Annotated in this window: 16 protein-coding genes; 8 read left to right on the top strand and 8 right to left on the bottom strand. The window is 74.0% G+C overall.

The genetic code is table 11. The features are described from left to right. The first annotated feature begins 119 nt into the window (after positions 1-119). Entirely contained in the window at positions 120-1454 is a 1335-nt protein-coding gene (locus SGLAU_RS02180) for a hypothetical protein (RefSeq protein ID WP_052413575.1), read from the top strand. Positions 1455-1491: 37 nt separating this feature from the next. On the opposite strand, the gene SGLAU_RS02185 is transcribed toward SGLAU_RS02180, so the two are convergent. The 3 genes from SGLAU_RS02185 to SGLAU_RS02195 form a co-directional block, all read right to left on the bottom strand. Continuing rightward, a complete protein-coding gene (locus tag SGLAU_RS02185) occupies positions 1492-1965 on the bottom strand; it encodes a DUF3093 domain-containing protein (RefSeq protein ID WP_043497840.1) in 474 nt (157 codons plus the stop codon). Between the two features lie 90 nt (positions 1966-2055). Further along, on the bottom strand, positions 2056-2475 hold the full coding sequence (locus tag SGLAU_RS02190) for a helix-turn-helix transcriptional regulator (protein ID WP_043497842.1): 420 nt from the start codon (positions 2473-2475) through the stop codon (positions 2056-2058). A gap of 69 nt (positions 2476-2544) precedes the next feature. Then, a complete protein-coding gene (locus SGLAU_RS02195) occupies positions 2545-2955 on the bottom strand; it encodes a VOC family protein (RefSeq protein WP_043497843.1) in 411 nt (136 codons plus the stop codon). A gap of 593 nt (positions 2956-3548) precedes the next feature. Between SGLAU_RS02195 and SGLAU_RS02200 the strand changes: the two genes are divergently transcribed. Beyond that, complete coding sequence (locus tag SGLAU_RS02200) at positions 3549-5825, top strand: catalase (RefSeq protein ID WP_043497845.1); 2277 nt, start codon at positions 3549-3551, stop codon at positions 5823-5825. Positions 5826-6392: 567 nt separating this feature from the next. After that, positions 6393-8459 (top strand): SpoIIE family protein phosphatase, encoded by a 2067-nt coding sequence (locus tag SGLAU_RS02205; protein WP_043497848.1) that lies wholly within the window; start codon positions 6393-6395, stop codon positions 8457-8459. 25 nt (positions 8460-8484) lie between these two features. On the opposite strand, the gene SGLAU_RS02210 is transcribed toward SGLAU_RS02205, so the two are convergent. Further along, complete coding sequence (locus SGLAU_RS02210; RefSeq protein WP_043506171.1) at positions 8485-9282, bottom strand: GNAT family N-acetyltransferase; 798 nt, start codon at positions 9280-9282, stop codon at positions 8485-8487. A 151-nt stretch (positions 9283-9433) separates the two neighbouring features. Here SGLAU_RS02210 and SGLAU_RS02215 point away from each other — a divergent pair, with 151 nt between their 5' ends. Next, positions 9434-10033, top strand: coding sequence for an MBL fold metallo-hydrolase (locus SGLAU_RS02215; protein WP_043497849.1), 600 nt, complete (start codon positions 9434-9436; stop codon positions 10031-10033). Positions 10034-10225: 192 nt separating this feature from the next. Here the strand turns inward: SGLAU_RS02215 and SGLAU_RS36900 are convergent, their stop codons facing one another. Beyond that, complete coding sequence (locus SGLAU_RS36900; protein ID WP_412556211.1) at positions 10226-10510, bottom strand: hypothetical protein; 285 nt, start codon at positions 10508-10510, stop codon at positions 10226-10228. A 172-nt stretch (positions 10511-10682) separates the two neighbouring features. Between SGLAU_RS36900 and SGLAU_RS02225 the strand changes: the two genes are divergently transcribed. From SGLAU_RS02225 to SGLAU_RS02240, 4 genes are all read left to right on the top strand, one after another. Further along, a complete protein-coding gene (locus tag SGLAU_RS02225) occupies positions 10683-11666 on the top strand; it encodes a phosphotransferase family protein (protein ID WP_244315162.1) in 984 nt (327 codons plus the stop codon). A 46-nt stretch (positions 11667-11712) separates the two neighbouring features. Beyond that, positions 11713-12867, top strand: coding sequence for an aromatic acid exporter family protein (locus SGLAU_RS02230; protein WP_052413577.1), 1155 nt, complete (start codon positions 11713-11715; stop codon positions 12865-12867). A 158-nt stretch (positions 12868-13025) separates the two neighbouring features. Then, positions 13026-13397, top strand: a complete 372-nt coding sequence (locus SGLAU_RS02235; protein ID WP_043497854.1) for a phage holin family protein — start codon at positions 13026-13028, stop codon at positions 13395-13397. Continuing rightward, positions 13394-13786, top strand: a complete 393-nt coding sequence (locus tag SGLAU_RS02240; protein ID WP_043497856.1) for a DUF3618 domain-containing protein — start codon at positions 13394-13396, stop codon at positions 13784-13786. Before SGLAU_RS02235 ends, SGLAU_RS02240 begins: the two co-directional genes overlap by 4 nt. A gap of 196 nt (positions 13787-13982) precedes the next feature. Here the strand turns inward: SGLAU_RS02240 and SGLAU_RS02245 are convergent, their stop codons facing one another. The 3 genes from SGLAU_RS02245 to SGLAU_RS02255 form a co-directional block, all read right to left on the bottom strand. After that, on the bottom strand, positions 13983-15587 hold the full coding sequence (locus SGLAU_RS02245; RefSeq protein ID WP_043497857.1) for a glycoside hydrolase family 13 protein: 1605 nt from the start codon (positions 15585-15587) through the stop codon (positions 13983-13985). Between the two features lie 110 nt (positions 15588-15697). Next, the gene (locus SGLAU_RS02250; RefSeq protein ID WP_043497859.1) at positions 15698-16573 is read right to left on the bottom strand and encodes a carbohydrate ABC transporter permease; all 876 of its coding nucleotides are present in this window, start codon (positions 16571-16573) and stop codon (positions 15698-15700) included. A 16-nt stretch (positions 16574-16589) separates the two neighbouring features. After that, positions 16590-17552: a carbohydrate ABC transporter permease gene (locus SGLAU_RS02255; RefSeq protein WP_043497860.1), complete on the bottom strand. Its 963-nt coding sequence runs from the start codon at positions 17550-17552 to the stop codon at positions 16590-16592. Between the last annotated feature and the right edge of the window lie 30 nt (positions 17553-17582).

The following is a 17582-nucleotide window of genomic DNA, read 5'->3' on the forward strand; positions in this document are numbered from 1 at the left end:
GCCCGCTCCCCCGGCCATGCGGACAGATCCTGGCCGCTACCACCACCCGTCCGGGGCGGCGGCAGCGGTTCGGGTGTTTCGGAGTGGAGGACTCGCCGGTTCCGGCGGAGGCTGGTGAGGTGACCGCCTGCCCTCCCGGTTCCGGCCTGCCGCGCGGCGAACGGCGCCGCCGGCTGCCGCGGGCCCTTCCGGCGATCCTCGCCGCCGCCTTCGTCCTGCTGCACGTCTTCGGCTATCCGGCGACCCGTTTCTCCAACGACTCCTATCGCTACGCCCGTCAGGCCCACGAGTTCCTCGGCGATCCCCCGTCCGACGCGACCCGCAAGGCGGTCGCCGCCTACTGCGCGGACACGGCCCGGCTGGTCCACCGCAACCGGATGCTCGACCAGCTGAGGTACCGGGAACCCGGCCGGGAGGCCGCCTACGCGGCCCGGTGCGAGCGGAAGTACGCGCACGGGCTGGAACCCACCGACCCCCGGTACGAGCGGATCTTCCGCACCCGGCCCGGATATCCTTTCGTGGCGGCGCCGTTCGTGGCACTCCTCGGCGCCAAGGCCGGACTCACGCTGGTCGCGCTGCTGTGCACCGCGCTCGCCGGATACCTCGTGCTCCTGCTGCTGCGCACGCTGCGCGCGCCGCCCCCGGCCGCGCTGCTCGGCCAGGCCCTGTGCTACGTGACGCCGCTCGCCTCCTGGGGCGGCCGACCGCTGGCCGAGGGCCCGGCACTCGCGCTGACCGCCGCGCTGCTGCTCGCCGCGGTGTGGCTGCTGCACGGCCGCGTGCGGCCGGGCGCCGCGCTGTTCACCGGCGCCCTGGCCGGCGGACTCGCCGTCAGGTACTCGACGTTCCTGCTGGTGGCGCTGTTCCTGGCGGCCGCCGCGGCGGCCGCACTGCTCCTGGTCCGCCGGGCCCGGCACCGCGGAACCCGGTGGCTCGCCGGGCTGTCGGCGGGCGGCACCCTGGCCACGCTGGTCGGCGGCGAGCTCCTGGACCTGCCCGGCACCACGGACTCGCTCCAGGACACCTTCACGCTCCACTGGACCCGGCCCGAGATCGCGGACCCCTGGCAGGCCCTCCTCCGGCTCAACCACCACTACTGGTGGCAGTGGCTGCAGAAGGAGGCCCTCGCCCCGCTCCTGCTGTTCCTGCTCGCGGTGGGCGCGTGGGGTGTGTGGCGGCGTTCGGTGCCGGTCGCCCTGTGCGTGATCGCCGTGGGGGCGACCGGCTTCGCCACGGCCGCGGCGCACCCGCTCGCGGTCGAACTGGACCGGCTGTACGTCACCGTGTGGCTCGTGCCCGTCATCGGCGTGCCCCTGGCACTGAGCCGGCTGTGGCACCCGCTCCGGGAACGGCCGGCGCCGGGCGCCGGGCGGGCGGCACCCGCGGCCGGGGGCGGACCCGCGGCGCGGCTCCACGGCGAACGGGAGGAGGCCTGGCGGCAGGCGGCCGACTAGGGTCCGGCCCCCGCCGCCCGGCACCGCCGGTCGGCGGTCAGCCGACCTCCATGCCGCCGGGCGACTGCGCGCGGCGGGCGAACGCGAGGACGGCGAGGAGGGTGGTCGGCTGCCGCGTGGACAGGTAGAGGTACGGCGCGACGCGGTCGGGGTCGTGGAGCTGGATCCGCAGGGCGGTGGGGACGTAGCCGCGCAGCAGCATCAGCGCGCGCACATCGGCGCGCCGGGTGCGCCACAGGAACGCCTCCTCGGCGTCCAGGATCTCGGCGAGCCCGAGGGAGCGGAGCGGCAGGCGCATCGGGCCCGCGAGCAGTTCGCCGCCGGTCACCACGATGCGCACGCCGCCGTAGGCGCGCAGCACCCCGGCCGCCGCCGCTCCTGTCGCCGCGCCGCCGCCCGCGGCGATCGCCGGGCCGAAGGGAAGCAGTACGGCCGCGGTCATCACGCCGAGCATGACGGCGAGCCAGAACCAGGCTCTCGGAACGCCGAGCCGTTCTTCGTACAGAGGCATGGGCCCACCCTGCCATCCCGCTCCGGCGCGCCGCGCACCGCCCATCGGTGGGGGTCCTTCACGTCCCTGACGTGCCGTTCGCCGGCCGGATCAGACGGAGGACGGCTCCGTGGCCGCCGTCACGCGGGAGCGGGGGACGCCCGCGGCCTGCCGCCGGTACTCGCCGGGCGGCATGCCGGCCAGTCGGGTGAAGCGGGTGTCGAAGATGCCCGGTGTCGGGCAGCCGACCGTGTGGCGGACCTCGCCGACACCGAGGGCGCCGCCCCGCAGCAAGACCGTGGCGCGCTCGATGCGGCGCGCCGTCAGGTACGCGTATGGCGACATGCCGTACGCGAGCCGGAACTGGCGGCCGAGCTGCCCGGCGGGCAGGTCCGCGTCCCGGGCGAGCGCCTCGACGTCGAGCGGCTTCGCGTACTCCCGGTCGATCCGGTCACGGATGCGGCGCAGTCGCGCGAGGTCGGTGAGACGCTGCGCGGCGGCGCGTGCGCGGCCCCACGAGGGGTGGCACATGGGGGACTCCCTGGCGGCGATGGCTGGTGGGTGGGCGGCGTGCTCGGCGCGGGCCGGGGCGCCGGCGGCTCAGCGGAGCTCCTGGATGCGGACCAGGTTGCCCGCCGGGTCACGGAACGCGCAGTCGCGGATGTCGTACGGCTGTTCGGTGGGTTCCTGGACGACCTCGACGTCATGGGCCTGCACCTTCTCGAACGTGCCGTCCAGGTCCCGGGTGGCCAGGAGGATCCAGCCGTAGGTGCCCTTGGCCATCATCTCGGTGATGGTGCGGCGTTCCGCCTCGGTGATCCCGGGGTCGGCGGCCGGCGGCGCCAGCAGGATGGAGGTGCCGGGCTGGCCGGGAGGACCGACCGTGATCCAGCGCATCCTGCCCTGTCCGACATCGCTGCGGACCTCGAAGCCGAGCGCGTCGCGGTAGAAGGCCAGGGAGGCGTCCGGGTCGTCGTGCGGGAGGGCGGTCGTGTGGATGGTGATGTCCATGAAGATCAGGCTAGGGGCGCGGCCCGGCCCGGCGCTTCTCCATTCCTGACCGAGTGCCGCCCCGCACGGCAGGGACCGCACATGGGGCGGATGAGCGGTGCGGCGAGCCGGCGCCGGGCGCGGACGGCATCGCGCCTTGCTGGTGGGCCGTGCCGCGAGGCATCCGCGCCTTCCTGGTGGACGGCGGTGGTCGCCCGCGCCGGACGATGGCGGTCACCCGCGCCGTGCGCCGACGGTCGCCCGCGCCGGACGGTGGGGTCGCCCGGGAGACGCCGGCCGCGGCCGCCGTACCCGCGCGTGGGCGCCCGGCGCGGTGCGTCAGGTCGCGGCCCGGGCCCAGCGCGGTCAGGCCGGACGGGCAAGGCCGCGGGCGGGAAGGGGCACCGCCGGGAGGACGCGCACGACGGCGAGACGACCGGCCCGGCGTCCGGCGGAGCCGGAGCCGTCCCGGCGGCGTGCGCCCGTCACGCGCCCCCTGTCCTGATCACACCGCACCCGGCCACGGCACCGAGGTGATCCGCCCGGACGGGGGTACCCGCTGTGCGCGCCCCCCGGGGCGGTACGCAACGACATGAGCCCAAGGAGCAGGACGTATGAGCGAGGCCAATCCCCTGAAGCGGGTCGCCCACAAGGTCGCCGACAGCTTGCAGGGCGACGGCGGCCCGGCGGAGGGGATCCCCGGCAAGCCGGGTGCCGAGTCGCCGCCGGTCGCCGAACCCACCGAGCCGAGGGAGCCGCTGCCGCCCAAGCCGGACCAGAGCGGCCCGGAGACCGTGTCGCCGACCGGGCAGCCGACCGGCGCGGACCAGGCGGTGACGGCCCAGTCCGGGGCCTACCTGACGACGGCCCAGGGGACGCGGCTCCACGACACCGACCACTCGCTCAAGGCGGGGCCGCGCGGGCCGGTGCTGCTGCAGGACCACCACCTGCGCGAGAAGATCATGCACTTCGACCACGAGCGCATCCCGGAGCGGGTGGTGCACGCCCGGGGCGCGGCGGCGCACGGGGTCTTCCAGAGCTACGGCACGGCGGCCTCCGTGACCAAGGCGGCGTTCCTCGCCAAGGACGTGGAGACGCCGGTGTTCGTGCGCTTCTCCACGGTGCTGGGGTCGCGCGGTTCGGCGGACACCGTGCGCGACACCCGGGGCTTCGCGACCAAGTTCTACACCAGCGAGGGTGTCTTCGACCTGGTCGGCAACAACATTCCGGTCTTCTTCATCCAGGACGCGATCAAGTTCCCGGACGTCATCCACGCCGGCAAGCCGCACCCGGACCGGGAGATCCCGCAGGCGCAGAGCGCGCACGACACCTTCTGGGACTTCGTCAGCCTGCACACCGAGGCCGCCCACCACACGCTGTGGAACATGTCCGACCGGGGCATCCCGCGCTCGTACCGGATGATGGAGGGCTTCGGTGTCCACACCTTCCGGCTGGTGAACGCCGACGGCGGTACGACGCTGGTGAAGTTCCACTGGAAGCCGAAGCTCGGGGTGCACTCCCAGGTGTGGGAAGAGGCGCAGATCACCAGCGGGGTGGACCCCGACTTCCACCGCCGGGACCTCGCCGACGCCATCGAGGCGGGCGCGTACCCGCAGTGGGAGCTGGGCATCCAGACGTTCCCCGACACCCCGGAGCAGACGTTCGAGGGCATCGACCTGCTGGACCCCACGAACATCGTCCCCGAGGAACTGGCGCCGGTGCAGCCGATCGGGCTGCTCACCCTGAACCGCAACCCGTCGAACTTCTTCGCGGAGACCGAGCAGGTCGCGTTCCATGTCGGCCATCTGGTCCCGGGCATCGACATCACCGACGACCCGCTGCTGGCGGGCCGCCTGTTCTCCTACCTCGACACCCAGATCACCCGGCTCGGCGGCCCCAACTTCCCGCAGCTGCCCATCAACCGGCCGCACGCTCCGGTCAACGACATGCAGCGCGACGGCATGCACCAGACGGCGGTCCACCGGGGTGTCGCCCCGTACCGGCCGAACTCGCTCGACGGGGGCTGCCCCTTCATGGCCGGCGCGGGCACCGGGGCGTTCGTCGAGACGCCCGTGCGCGTCCCCGAGTCGACGAAGGTGCGCGAGGCACCGGAGTCCTTCGCGGACCACTTCAGCCAGCCGCGCCGGTTCTGGCTGAGCATGACGCCGGTGGAACGCGAGCACATCATCGGCGCGTACGTCTTCGAACTCGGCAAGTGCTACGAACAGTCCGTCAAGGAACGGCAGTTGCAGGTGCTCGCCAACATCGACCCCGAGCTGTGCGAGCAGGTCGCCCAGGGACTGGGGCTGCCCGCCCCGGCGCCGACCGTGCCGCTCGCCGACGTCGCGCCGAGCCCGGCGCTGTCCCAGGTGGGCGGGACCTGGCCGGTCGACGGGCGGATCGTCGGCATCGTCACCGGCGCGGACGGCGACCTGGAGAGCGTCCGTGCGGTGCGCGAGGCCGTGCTGAACGCGGGCATGGTGCCGCTGGTCGTCGCGCCGAAGGGCGGCACGCTCGGTTCCGGCGACGGCGGGGTGACCGTGCAGCGCACGTACGTCACGGCGCGGTCGGTCGAGTTCGACGCCATCCTGCTGGCCGGCATCCCCGGTGTGGGCAGCGACGCCTACACCGCCCGGGACGCCAAGTCCACGCCGTCCTCCGTGGAGCCGACCACCTGCGACCCGCGGGTGCGGCTGCTGCTGACGGAGGCGTTCCGGCACGGCAAGGCCATCGGCGCCTGGGCGGGCGGCGAGGTCGCCCTGGAGGCGGCGGGCGTACCCGTGGACGCCCCCGGCGTGGTCCTCACCGACTCCCCCACCGCCACGCTGGACGAGATCGTCCGCCTGCTGGGGAAGCACCGCGTGTGGGAGCGGTTCGCGACGCCGGTGTGACCGTGCTGAGCTCGCACGTGCCGTCCGGCAGGTGAGAGGCGCGGCGCGGTGTCCGGTGGGCTGCCGGGCACCGCGCCGTCGCGTGCCCGCAGGGACGGCGCGGCCCGCTGCCGGGCCCGGCAGCGGACGGCTCCCCGTCGCCGGGCGCGGGTCCCGGGCGGGGTCGGAAAGCCGGCGGGGAGGGACCGGGCCACGGCCCGCCGCTGCCGCTGCCCGTGCGCGCAGTGCGGGACGCACTCGCGGTCGCCGGTGCGGGATGTCGCCCCCCGGACGGGCAGGAACCGGACGCGCAGGAACCGGACGCGCGGGAACCGGACGCGCAGGGCCCGGCCCCGCACGGCCCCGCCCCGCGCCCGCGGGCCCGGTTCCGCGAGGGCCGGGTCCCGTGAGGGCCGGGCTGTGTGCGTCGCCGCAGGTCAGCGCGGCGGCCGACGATGGTGTTCCCGTCGTGACTGGGCAAGGCGCCGGGCCGGAGGGAGCATGGAAGGGCCGACGGCCCGCGACGGCGCGGCTGCCGGCGGAGGCCGGTCCGGTGCTGCCCCGCCGGCCGGCGGAGGAGGCTCAGGGATGACAGCCGAATCGTTCCCGTCCGACGGTGACCTCTTCAGCCCCGGCCCGCGGGGGCGGACCAGTCTCCTGGACGTGCTCAGCGTGGCCGCGCTGGTCCTCGACACGGACGGGCGCATCGTGTTCTGGACCCCGCAGGCCGAGGACCTCTTCGGCTACTCCGCGGAGGAGGCCCTCGGAACGCCCGCGGCACGGCTGATCATCCACCCCGAGCACCTGCAGGCGGTCGTCAAGCTGTTCACGGAGGTCCTGGAGACGGGCCGCAGCTGGGCCGGCGCCTTCCCCGTGCGGCACAAGGACGGCAGCACCCGCCTGATGGAGTTCCGCAACATGCGGCTGCTCGACGACCTCGGCGACGTCTACGCCCTGGGGCTCGCCGCGGACCACACGCTGCTGCAGCGCGTCGAGACCGACCTGGCGCTGTGCGAGCGGCTGATCAACCAGTCCCCGATCGGTCTCGCCCTCCTCGACCCGGACCTGCGCTACCTGCTGGTCAACCCGGCTCTGGAGCGGATCGACGGCATCCCGGCCGAGGACCACATCGGCCGCCACCTGAGGGAGACCCTGCCGTTCCCGGACGTCGACACGGTGGAGTCCGCGCTGCGCCAGGTCCTCACCACGGGCACACCGCTGCTCGACCAGTACCACGTGGGCCGGCCCCGGTCCGACCCCGAGCGCGAGCGGGCCTGGTCGCTGTCGTTCTACCGTCTGGAGGACCCCGGCGGGCGGGTGCTGGGCGCGGCCACCTCGGTCGTCGACGTCACGGAACGGCACCGGGCCGCGGCCGAGGCCGACCGGGCCCGGCGCCGCCTCGCGCTGATCGCCGACGCCTCCACCCGGGTCGGCACCTCACTGGAGGTGGAGCGGACGGCCAATGAGCTGGCCGAGATCGCCAGCCCCGAGCTGGCCGACGTGGTCGCCGTGGACGTCCTCGACTCCGCCCTGGCCTGCCGCCGCATGCGCACCCCGGACAACGGCCCGGAGCTGTTCCGCGCCCTCGCCCTCAAGGCGGCCCACCCCACGGTGGCCCTGCACGCCGCCGATCCGCCCGGCGACCTCGCCTCGTACGAGGGCGACCGGCTGGTCACCCTCTGCGTGCACACCGGCCGGCCGATCCTGGTGCGGCACGTCGGCGAACAGGACCTGCCGCGCATCGCCCGCGACGCGGACGCGTCCGCGCTGCTGGCGCGCGCGGGAGTCCACTCCTACCTGGCGGTGCCGCTGATCGCCCACGGCGAGGTGCTGGGCGCCCTCGACCTCAAGCGCACCCGCAACCCGGCCCCCTTCGACGAGGACGACGTCGTCCTGGCCGGCGAGCTGGCCAGCCGGGCGGCGGTGGCCATCGACAACGCCCGCTGGTTCCAGAGCGTGCGCAACACCGCGCTGACCCTCCAGCGCAGTCTGCTGCCCGACCATCCGCCGCACCACACCGGTCTGGACCTAGCCTCCCGCTACCAGCCGGCGCAGGCCACCAGCGAGGTCGGCGGCGACTGGTACGACGTCATACCGCTGAACGGCGACAAGACCGCGCTGGTCGTCGGTGACGTCATGGGCAACGGCATCGACGCCGCCGCCACGATGGGCCGGCTGCGCACCGCGACGTGCGCGTACGCGGACCTGGACCTGGACCCGGGCGAGGTGCTCCAGCACCTGGACAAGATCACCTGCGATCTGGAGCACTACATCGTCACGTGCCTGTACGCCGTGTTCGACCCCCACACGCGGCGGTGCCGCATGGCCAACGCGGGCCACCTGCCGCCCGCGCTGGCCCGGCCCGGCCGAGCCCCCTCCCTCCTCGAACTGCCCACGGGAGCCCCGCTCGGCGTCGGCGGCGTCACGTTCGAGACCACCACGGCCGAGCTGGGCCCCGGGGACCTGCTCGTGCTCTACACCGACGGCCTCGTCGAGACCCGGCAGCACGCCATCGACGACCGCCTGAACACGCTCCTGACGTTCCTCGACGAGCCCGAGCGGCCCCTGGAGGAGACCTGCGACCTGCTGCTGTACGGCCTGCGCCACCCCGACGACCACGACGACGTGGCCCTGCTCGTCGCGCGGGCGCTGTAGCGGTTCGCCGGAACGGGGGCCGCGGTCAGCGCAGGGCGAAGAAGTGCAGCGGCGAGTTCGGCCGGAAGCCGATGCGCGGGTAGACGGGTGCTCCGGCGGCCGTCGCGTGCAGGGTGGCGCGGGTCAGCCCGGTGGCCCGGGCGCCCTCGTGGAGGGCCTTGCGCGTCACCGCCTCGCCGTAGCCCCGGCGTTCCCACCGGGGATCCGTGGCGACGAGCGCGACGAAGAGCCGGCCCTCCGCCTCGACGGTGGCCGCGCAGGTCACCGGTTCGTCGCCGCGCACCCCCAGATAGGCGTACACGTCGTTCTTCCACAGCGTCGAGCCGACGAGGCCGTCCCGCCCGTGTTCCAGGGGAAAGCCGTAGGCACGCGAGTTGAGGTCCGCGTAGGCGCGCAACTGCTCGTCGGTGCGCACCCGGACGAAGGTGAGGTCCGGGTGGGCCGGTTCGGGGAGCGGGAGCATGTCCCCGGCCATGCCGGTGCCGGGGAAGGCGTAGGCGAGGCCCGCGCGTTCGGCCGCCGCCGTCAGTCCGGCGCGGGCCTCACCGTCGAGGAGGTCCTCGAAGACCCACAGGAAGCCCGGCCGGCGCTTCGCCCGCATGATGTCCGCGGCCTGCGCCAGCCGCCGTTCCGCGAGCGCCGGGTCCGCCCCCACGTCGGTCAGCGTGACGCAGTTCCAGAACGCGAAGCGGCTGTCGGCCCAGCGGACGGCGATGCCGGGGAGGTCCCGCACGTCCGCGCCGGCGTCCCGGTCGAGCACCATGGCCCGCCACACCGTGGCCAGTTGCCGCATCGATTCGATCGAGTCCGCGAGATCGGTCACCATGACTCCCCTGAGCGTCGCTTCCCGGAATGCCCCCGTCGCCGCCCCAACGATCCGCACCGCCCGGAAGTTCGCCCGCGCCCGCACCGCACCCGTGCGCCTCAGCGGCCGGCGCACACGCGGCTGCGCGGATGCGGTACGTTGCGACGCCATGCGGATCACGAGGTACACCCACGCGTGTGTGCGGCTCGAACAGGACGGCCGGGTACTGGTCATCGACCCCGGGACGTGGAGCGAGCCGCAGGCCCTGGACGGCGCCGACGCCGTGCTGGTGACCCATGAGCACGCCGATCACGTCGACGCCCTGCGGCTCGCCGGGCTCGGCGTGCCGGTCCACGCCCCCGTCGGGGCGGACATACCGCGGCTCGAGGAGGTCGTCCGCGTCTCGTCCGGGACGGAGTTCGAGGCCGCCGGGTTCCGGATCCGGGCGGTGGGCGGCCGGCACGCGCTCGTCCACGGCGACCTGCCGGACTGCGCCAACCTCGGCTACCTCGTGGACGACGCCGTCTACCACCCCGGGGATTCCCTGCACGTCCCCGAACAGCCGGTCGAGACGCTGCTGGTCCCGGTGCACGGGTCGTGGGTGAAGACGGCGGAAGTGATCGGATTCGTCGAGGCGGTCGCACCGCGAAGGGCGTTCGCGATCCACGACGCGCAGCTCAACGAGCGCGGCCTCGCGAGCGTCAACGGCTGGCTCGCGCAGGAGACCGACAGCGGCTACCGCTATCTGGCCCCCGGCGAGACGCTCTGACCACCGGCGTCCGCGCGGGCCCGGGCCGCTCCGGGGCCCCGCCCGCTCCCCGGGGCGGCCCGCCCGGAGCGAAAGGCCGGTGTCCCGGTGCCCGACGGCGACCGCCGCGCCCGGGGCAGTCGGCCCGGCCGGATCGTCACGGCGCGCGGGTGCGCGGCGCTGCGCTGCTTCGGGGGCCGAACGGGCCGGCGGTCAGCGTGCCGGGCGGGGGAAGTGCTGCGGTGCGGGCAGACCGGACAACGGGCCGCCGGAAGCGACGCGCATCACGGATTCCAGCTCGCGGAGTATGCGGTCGGCCTCGCCCCTCACCTGCGTGGGGATGTCGCCCCGCTCGGCGACGAGGCGGCTGTAGATCGGGGTCTCCTGGAACAAGGGGGTCTGCTTTCTCGGGTCGTGCCGGGTGGCGTGACGGCTCGTGCTTCCGGTCGTGGTGTCCGTGTCGACGGTGATCAGTATCGCCGACGGGACCCGGGTCACGGGGACGAGTCGGGGAGACCACCGCGGGAGCCGCGCCACAGACTCTGGACGTCCGGCGCGGTGATCGGCACCATGGGAGCGCTCCCAGATCATGGGAGCGCTCCGAGCGCCGTGCGCGCTTCCGCCCCCTTCGTCGAAGGCGAGTCCCGTGCAGAGCCTGACCAAACGCCGTGTGTCATCCGACGAGCTGGACGCGCTGCTGCGGGCCGCCACCGGTACGGGCTGCCGCGTGGAGGGCGAGCTGGCCGACGGCTGGTTCAACACCGCCTACCGCGTCGTACTCGACGACGGCACCCCGGCGGTGGTGAAACTGGCCCCGCCGGCCCACGCCGCCGTCCTGCGCTACGAGCTGGGCATCATGGCGACGGAGGCCATGGTCTACCGGCGCCTGGCCCGGCTGCTCGGTGGCGGCGTGCCCACCCCCGCCCTGCTGCACGCCGGGGAGGAGTTCCTGGTCGTCTCCCTCCTGGACGGCACGGGCTGGGACAAGGCCGCGTCCCGGCTGGCCCCGGCCACCGAGGCGGCACTGCGCCACGACCTCGGCGCGATCACCGCGCGCCTGCACACCCTCGCCCCCGAGGACGGCCGGTTCGGCTACCCGGCGGCCGCCTCCGCGTTGTCCGCCGACGACTGGCCGACGGCGTTCACCGCGATGGTGGACGCGCTGCTCGACGACGCCGAGCGCTGGCACTCCCCGCTCGGCGAGCCGGCCGCGGGCATCCGCGCGCTGGTGGCCGCGGGCGAGGACGCGCTCGCCGAGGTCACCGAGCCCCGGCTGGTCCACTTCGACCTGTGGCCGGGCAACATCTTCGTCGACCCGGGCACCGGCGGGGCGCCCGCCCGGATCACCGGGCTCATCGACCACGAGCGGGCGTTCTGGGGCGACCCGGCCGCCGAACTGGTCTCCCTCGCCATCGGCGGCGACGCCGGGCCGGACAGTGCTCTCGTCGCCGGGTACACCGAGGCCGGCGGTGTGCTCGACTTCACACCGGCCTTCCGGCACCGCCTGGCGCTGTACCGCCTCTACCTGGCCCTGCTGCTCGTCGTGGAGTGCGGCCCGCGCGGCTACGGCCCGGACCACCTGGCGTTCTGCCGCCGCACCCTCGACGACGCCGTCACCGCGCTCCGCTCACCGGGACGGCGGCGCAGGCAGTGACGCATCCCGCTGCATTCATCCGGCCTCAGGTGGCACCTGCCCTGGCATGCAGGGGATACGACGGACAGGAGAAGCAGTACGGCGCCAGGCCCGGGTGGCGCGGGACACGGTGCGCCGCGCCTGCGCCGAGCCGGGCCGCGAACGGGATCTGGCGGTGCAGGCGGGCAAGGCCGCGCTCGCCGCCTGGCTGGCCTGGGCGGTGGCGGGCTGGTGGCTCCAGGCGCCCATGGCGTTCGTCGCGCCGTGGGTGGCGATCGTCCTCGTCGAGTCCACGGTGTACCGGTCGATCGCGCACGGCCTCCAGCAGCTGGCGGCGATCGCCACCGGCACGGCCCTGGCGACCGCCGCCGCGCTGCTGCTGGACTCCACGATGGCGGCGATGGCCCTGGTGCTGCCGGTGGCCGTGCTGGTGGGCAACTGGCGGCGGCTGGGCAGCCAGGGCGTGTACGCCGCCACTGGCGCCTTGTTCGTGCTGACCTTCCAGCCGGTCACCGTCGCGGGGTCCGCTGCCCGGATCGCGGAGGCGGTCTTCGGCGCCGTGGTCGGCATCACGGTCAACGCGCTGGTCCGCCCGCCGGTGTACCTGCGCAGCACACGTGCCGCGCTGGAGGAAGCGGCAGGTGAGGCGGAACGGATCCTGGAGGCGGTCGCCGACGGTCTGGCCCGCGGCGCGTGGGACGCCCGCGCGGCCGGCTCGCTGCACGAGCGGGCGCTGCGGCTGGGGCGGCTCGTGGAGCAGGCCCGCGCCGCGGTCGGCTGGAGCCGGGAGAGCCTGCGGGTCAACCCGTGGGGCCGCAGCCGCGCGGACTCGGCTCCCGGTCCGGACTACGACGACGCCGTCACCGTCCTCGACTACGTGGCCGTGCACACCGCGGGCGTCACCCGGGCGGTGCTGGAGGCCTGTGACGACGACCGCGGGGTGCCGCGGCCGGGCCCGCACATCACGGAGCCGTACGCGGCCTTCCTGCGCGACAGCGCCCACGGCATCCGGCTCTACACCACGAGCCGGTTCGCGCCGGGCGGCCGGGACCGGCAGGCGGACCGGGAGCTGCGCGAGGTGGTCGAGGACCTCGGTCGCACGCTGGACGACCTGCGCCGGAGGCTGCCGCGTGCCGCGCCCGACGACCCCGACGCGCTGGCGGCCTACGGCACGCTGCTGACCCAGGCGCGCCGCCTGGCGGACCAGCTGGCGGGGCGCTGAGCGCCGGCCGTGGGATCGGTGGTCCTGAAGTCGGTCATTCGGGGTACTCGCGGTCCCGTCACATGGAACGAGACGGATGGGAGGTGATCGCCGTGTCGAGTACGCAGTCGCACCGCACCGCTCCCCGCCCCCAGGCGCACGAGCCTGGCCAGGAGCCGGTGGGCGAACTGGTCCAGCGGGCGTCACAGCAGCTGACGGAGCTGGTACGCGGCGAACTGCGCTTGGCGCAGGCCGAGATGAAGGAGAAGGGCAAGCGTTACGGCAAGGGAGGCGGGCTGTTCGGCGGGGCCGGCGTCGTCGGTTTCCTGATGCTCCAGGCCCTGGTCGCCACGGTGATCGCGGCTCTGGCGGTGCCGCTGCCGGTGTGGGCGGCCGGACTGATCGTCACGGCGGTGCTGGGTGTGATCGCCGCGGTGATGGCCCTGAGCGGCAAGAAGCAGGTCGACCGGGCCGCACCGCCCGTGCCCGAACAGACGATCGAGAACGTGAAGGCCGATGTGGCCGAGATCAAGGGGAGCGCGCACCGATGACCCAGCCGCCGCACGAGGACAAGCCCGCCTCCAGCCCTGAGGAGCTGCGCGAACACGTGGAGCGGACCCGCGCCGAGCTCGGGGAGACGGTCGAGGCGCTGGCAGCCAAGGGTGACGTCAAGGCGCGTGCCCAGGAGAAGGCAGCGCAGGTCAGGGAGCAGGCCGCGGTGAAGGCCGCCGAGGTTCGGGAGCAGGCCGCGGTCAAGGCCGGTGAGCTGCGGACCAAGGCCACCGACGTGGCCCACCAGGTTCAGGACAAGCTGCCCGAGCCGGTCAGGGAGAAGGCGGCGCAGGGGTCCCGGATGACCCGGGACAACCCCGCCCTGCTGGTGGCGGCCGTGGGCGCGGTGACGCTGGTGGTCTGGCTGGCCTGCCGCCGGAAGCGGTGACCCGGGCGGAGGGGGTCGTCGACCGCGGCGGCACCCCGCAGGGGTGACGCCGGTTCGGAGTGCCTCCGTCCTGCCGGAAGGGCTCCGGCCCGCCGCTGCCGAGCGGCGGTGCCGGAGCCCTTCGCCGTCTTTCTCCGCAGGTGCGGGGCCACCGGCCGGGCGGACCGGGCCGGTGACGTCCGGCCGGGGCGGAGGGTCAGGCGCGCAGCCAGGCCGTGGTGTCCGGAGGCAGGCGGGAGCCGGGGGTGAGGGGGCCGCTGGTGAGGAGGACGGCGGTGTGCGCGGGCAGGTCCACGGGCGCCGTGGAGAGGTTCGCCACGCAGACGAGCCCGTGGGGGCGGGCGAAGGCCAGTACGCCCGCGGGGGCGGTCAGCCAGGTCAGGGGCCCGTCGCCGAAGCCGGGGGTGGTGCGGCGCAGGGCGATGGCGCGACGGTAGAGAGTGAGCATCGACCGGGGGTCGGCTGCCTGCCGGTCGGCCGCGTAGGACGGCCAGTCCGCGGGCTGGGGCAGCCACGGCGGCGTCCGCGAGCCGAAACCGCAGTGCGGTTCGGCGGCGGCCCACGGCAGCGGGACGCGGCAGCCGTCGCGGCCCGGGTCGCTGCCCCCGGAGCGGACGTGCATGGGGTCCTGGATGCGGTCCGTGGGGATGTCGGCCTCGGGGAGGCCGAGTTCCTCGCCCTGGTAGACGTAGACGGATCCGGGCAGGGCGAGCGTGAGCAGGGCGGCGGCGCGGGCGCGGCGGGTGCCGAGGGTGAGGTCGGAAGGGGTGCCGAAGGCCTTGGTGGCGAAGTCGAAGGCGGTGTCGGCGCGGCCGTAGCGGGTCACCGTGCGGGTCACGTCGTGGTTGCACAGGACCCAGGTCGCGGGCGCCTTGACGGGGGCGTGCTCGGCGAGGGTGCCGTCGATGCAGCGGCGCAGCCGGTCCGCTTCCCAGGGGCAGGTGAGGAAGGTGAAGTTGAAGGCGGTGTGCAGTTCGTCGGGGCGGAGGTAGCGGGCGAAGCGTTCGGCGTCGGGCAGCCACACCTCGCCGACGAAGACGGCCCCGTACTCGTCGGCGACGGCTCGCCAGGAACGGTAGATGTCGTGGAGCTCGTCGCGGTCGACGAAGGGGTGCGGGCCGCCGCCCTCGGTGAGGTCGGGAAGCGCGGGGTCCTTGGCGAGCAGGGCGGCGGAGTCGATGCGGACGCCGGCGACACCGCGTTCGAACCAGAACCGGAGCACGTCCTCGTGCTCCTGCCGGACTGCGGGGTGGGCCCAGTTGAGGTCGGGCTGCTGGGGGGTGAACAGGTGCAGGTACCACTCGCCGTCGGGGACCCGGGTCCAGGTGCCGCCCGTGAACTGGGACGGCCAGTCGTTGGGCGGGAGTTCGCCGTGCGCGCCGCGGCCGGGGCGGAAGTGGAAGAGGGCGCGTTCCGGGCTTCCGGGGCCCGCGGCGAGGGCGGCCCGGAACCAGGGGTGCTGGTCGGAGACGTGGTTGGGGACGATGTCGACGATGGTGCGGATGCCGAGTTCGCGGGCCTCGGCGATGAGTTTCTCCGCCTCGGCGAGGGTGCCGAAGGCGGGGTCGACGGTGCGGTAGTCGGCCACGTCGTAGCCGCCGTCGACCAGGGGCGAGAGGTACCAGGGAGTGAACCAGACGGCGTCGACGCCCAGTTCGGCGAGGTAGGGCAGTCGCGCGCGGACGCCCGCCAGGTCCCCGGTGCCGTCGCCGTCGCCGTCGGCGAAACTGCGCGGGTACACCTGGTAGATGACGGCGTCGCGCCACCAGTCGCCGGTGCGCTGCGGGGTGGGGGCTGCCACGTGACGGTCCTTTCGGGCAGGGTGGATCCTCGCCGCCGGCGAGGACGGCGGGGCGTCGGACGGGCCGGCGGCGGAGGTCGGGGGCGGGTGGGGTGCGGTGACGGGGGCGGTCAGCCCTTGAGTCCGCCTGCGGTGAGGCCGCTCATGATGTTGCGCTGGAAGACCAGGAAGATCAGCAGGGTGGGCAGGGAGGCGATGGTCAGCGCGGCGATCAGCACGTTGACCGGCACGCCGTTGGAGAGTGAGTAGATGCCCACGTTGAGGGTCTGCCTGCCCGGGTCGGGCAGGGTGAGCATGGGCCACAGGAAGTCCTTCCAGACGCCCACGATCGCGAAGATGGACACGACGCCGAGGATGGGCCGGGAGAGGGGCAGCACGACGGACCGGAGGGTGCGCAGCGGGCTCGCCCCGTCCATGGCGGCGGCGTCCAGGAGTTCCCCTGGGACGGAGTCGAAGAAGCGCTTCAGCAGGAAGATGTTGAAGGCGTTGGCCACCGAGGGCAGCCAGATGGCCCAGGGGGTGTTGAGCAGGTTGCGTTCGAAGACCGGTACGTCGAGCACGGTGAGGTACTGGGGTACGACGAGCACCGTGGCCGGGATCATCAGCGTCGCCAGCATCATGCCGAGGACGACGTTGCCGAGGACCGGGCGGAGCCTGGAGAGCGAGTACGCCGCCGCCACGTCCAGGACGAGCTGGAAGGCGAGCGCGCCGAACGCGTAGTAGAGGGTGTTGAACAGCAGTCCGGCGAGGTCCATGACCTGCCAGGCCCTGCGGTAGTTGTCCGGCTCGAACGAGCCGGGGACCAGGGTGGGCGGGGTGCGGATGACCTCCTGGGCGTCCTTGAAGCCGCTGGAGACCAGCCAGTACAGGGGGCCGAGGAACACCAGGGTGAACAGCGCGACGACGAGGGCGAACGTCACCCAGTAGAGGATCTTCCCGCGGGGCCGGGCGAGCTGGGCCGGTGAGATCAGGGTGCGTGTGGACATGCCGGGGCCTCCGCTGCTACTCGTCCTCGGCGCGGCCGAGCCTGACGTACGCCGCCGAGAAGCCGGCGAGGAGTACGAGCAGGAGCAGGCCGAGGGCCGCCGCGGCACCGTAGTTGTTGAAGTTGAACGCGTACTGGTAGATGAGGTTGACGACGGTGGTGGTCGAGCCCTCCGGGCCGGCGCCGCCGGTCAGCAGGAAGGGTTCGACGAAGACCTGCATGGTGGCGATGATCTGCATCAGCAGCATCAGGGAGAGCACGAGCCGGGTCTGCGGGATCGTCACGTGCCAGATCTTGCGGAACAGTCCGGCGCCGTCGAGTTCGGCCGCCTCGTAGAGTTCGCCGGGGATGCCCTGGAGGGCGGCGAGGTAGACGAGGGCGGCGCCGCCCATGTTCATCCAGGTGGCGGCGAGAACCACGGAGAGCATCGAGGTGTCCGGGTCCTGGAGCCACTGCTGTCCGGGCAGTCCGAGGAGGCCGAGCAGCTCGTTGAGGAGGCCGTAGCCCGGGTCGTAGAGGTACTTGAACAGCAGCACGGAGGCGACCGGCGGGAGCATCACCGGCAGGTAGACCAGCAGCCGCAGGTAGCCCTTGCCGTGCCGGAGTTCGTTGATGACGACGGCGACGGCGAACGGGACGGCGAAGCCGAGGACGAGGGCGAGCACGGTGAACAGCGCGGTGTTGCGCCACGCCTGCCAGAACGCCGGATCGTGGTAGACGGTGGTGAGGTTGTCCAGGCCCACCCAGGTGGTCCGGCCGCCCTCGGTCTGCTGGAAGGCGAGGAGGAACTCCCGGACCATCGGGTACCAGGAGAAGAACCCGAAGCACAGGACCGCACCGACGAGGAAGGCGTGGGCGGTGAGGTTGCGCCGCACGGCGCGGGCGAGGCGGCTGCCGGCGGGCGGTGGGCCGCCGGCCGGGCGGGGCGGGCTGCGGCGGGGGCGGTCCGCCTTGCTCGGGGTGAGGCTGGGGGCCGGCATCGTTGCTCCTCGCTGCTGGTCTGCCGGTGC

The organism is Streptomyces glaucescens (assembly GCF_000761215.1).
Classification (GTDB): Bacteria; Actinomycetota; Actinomycetes; order Streptomycetales; family Streptomycetaceae; genus Streptomyces; species Streptomyces glaucescens_B.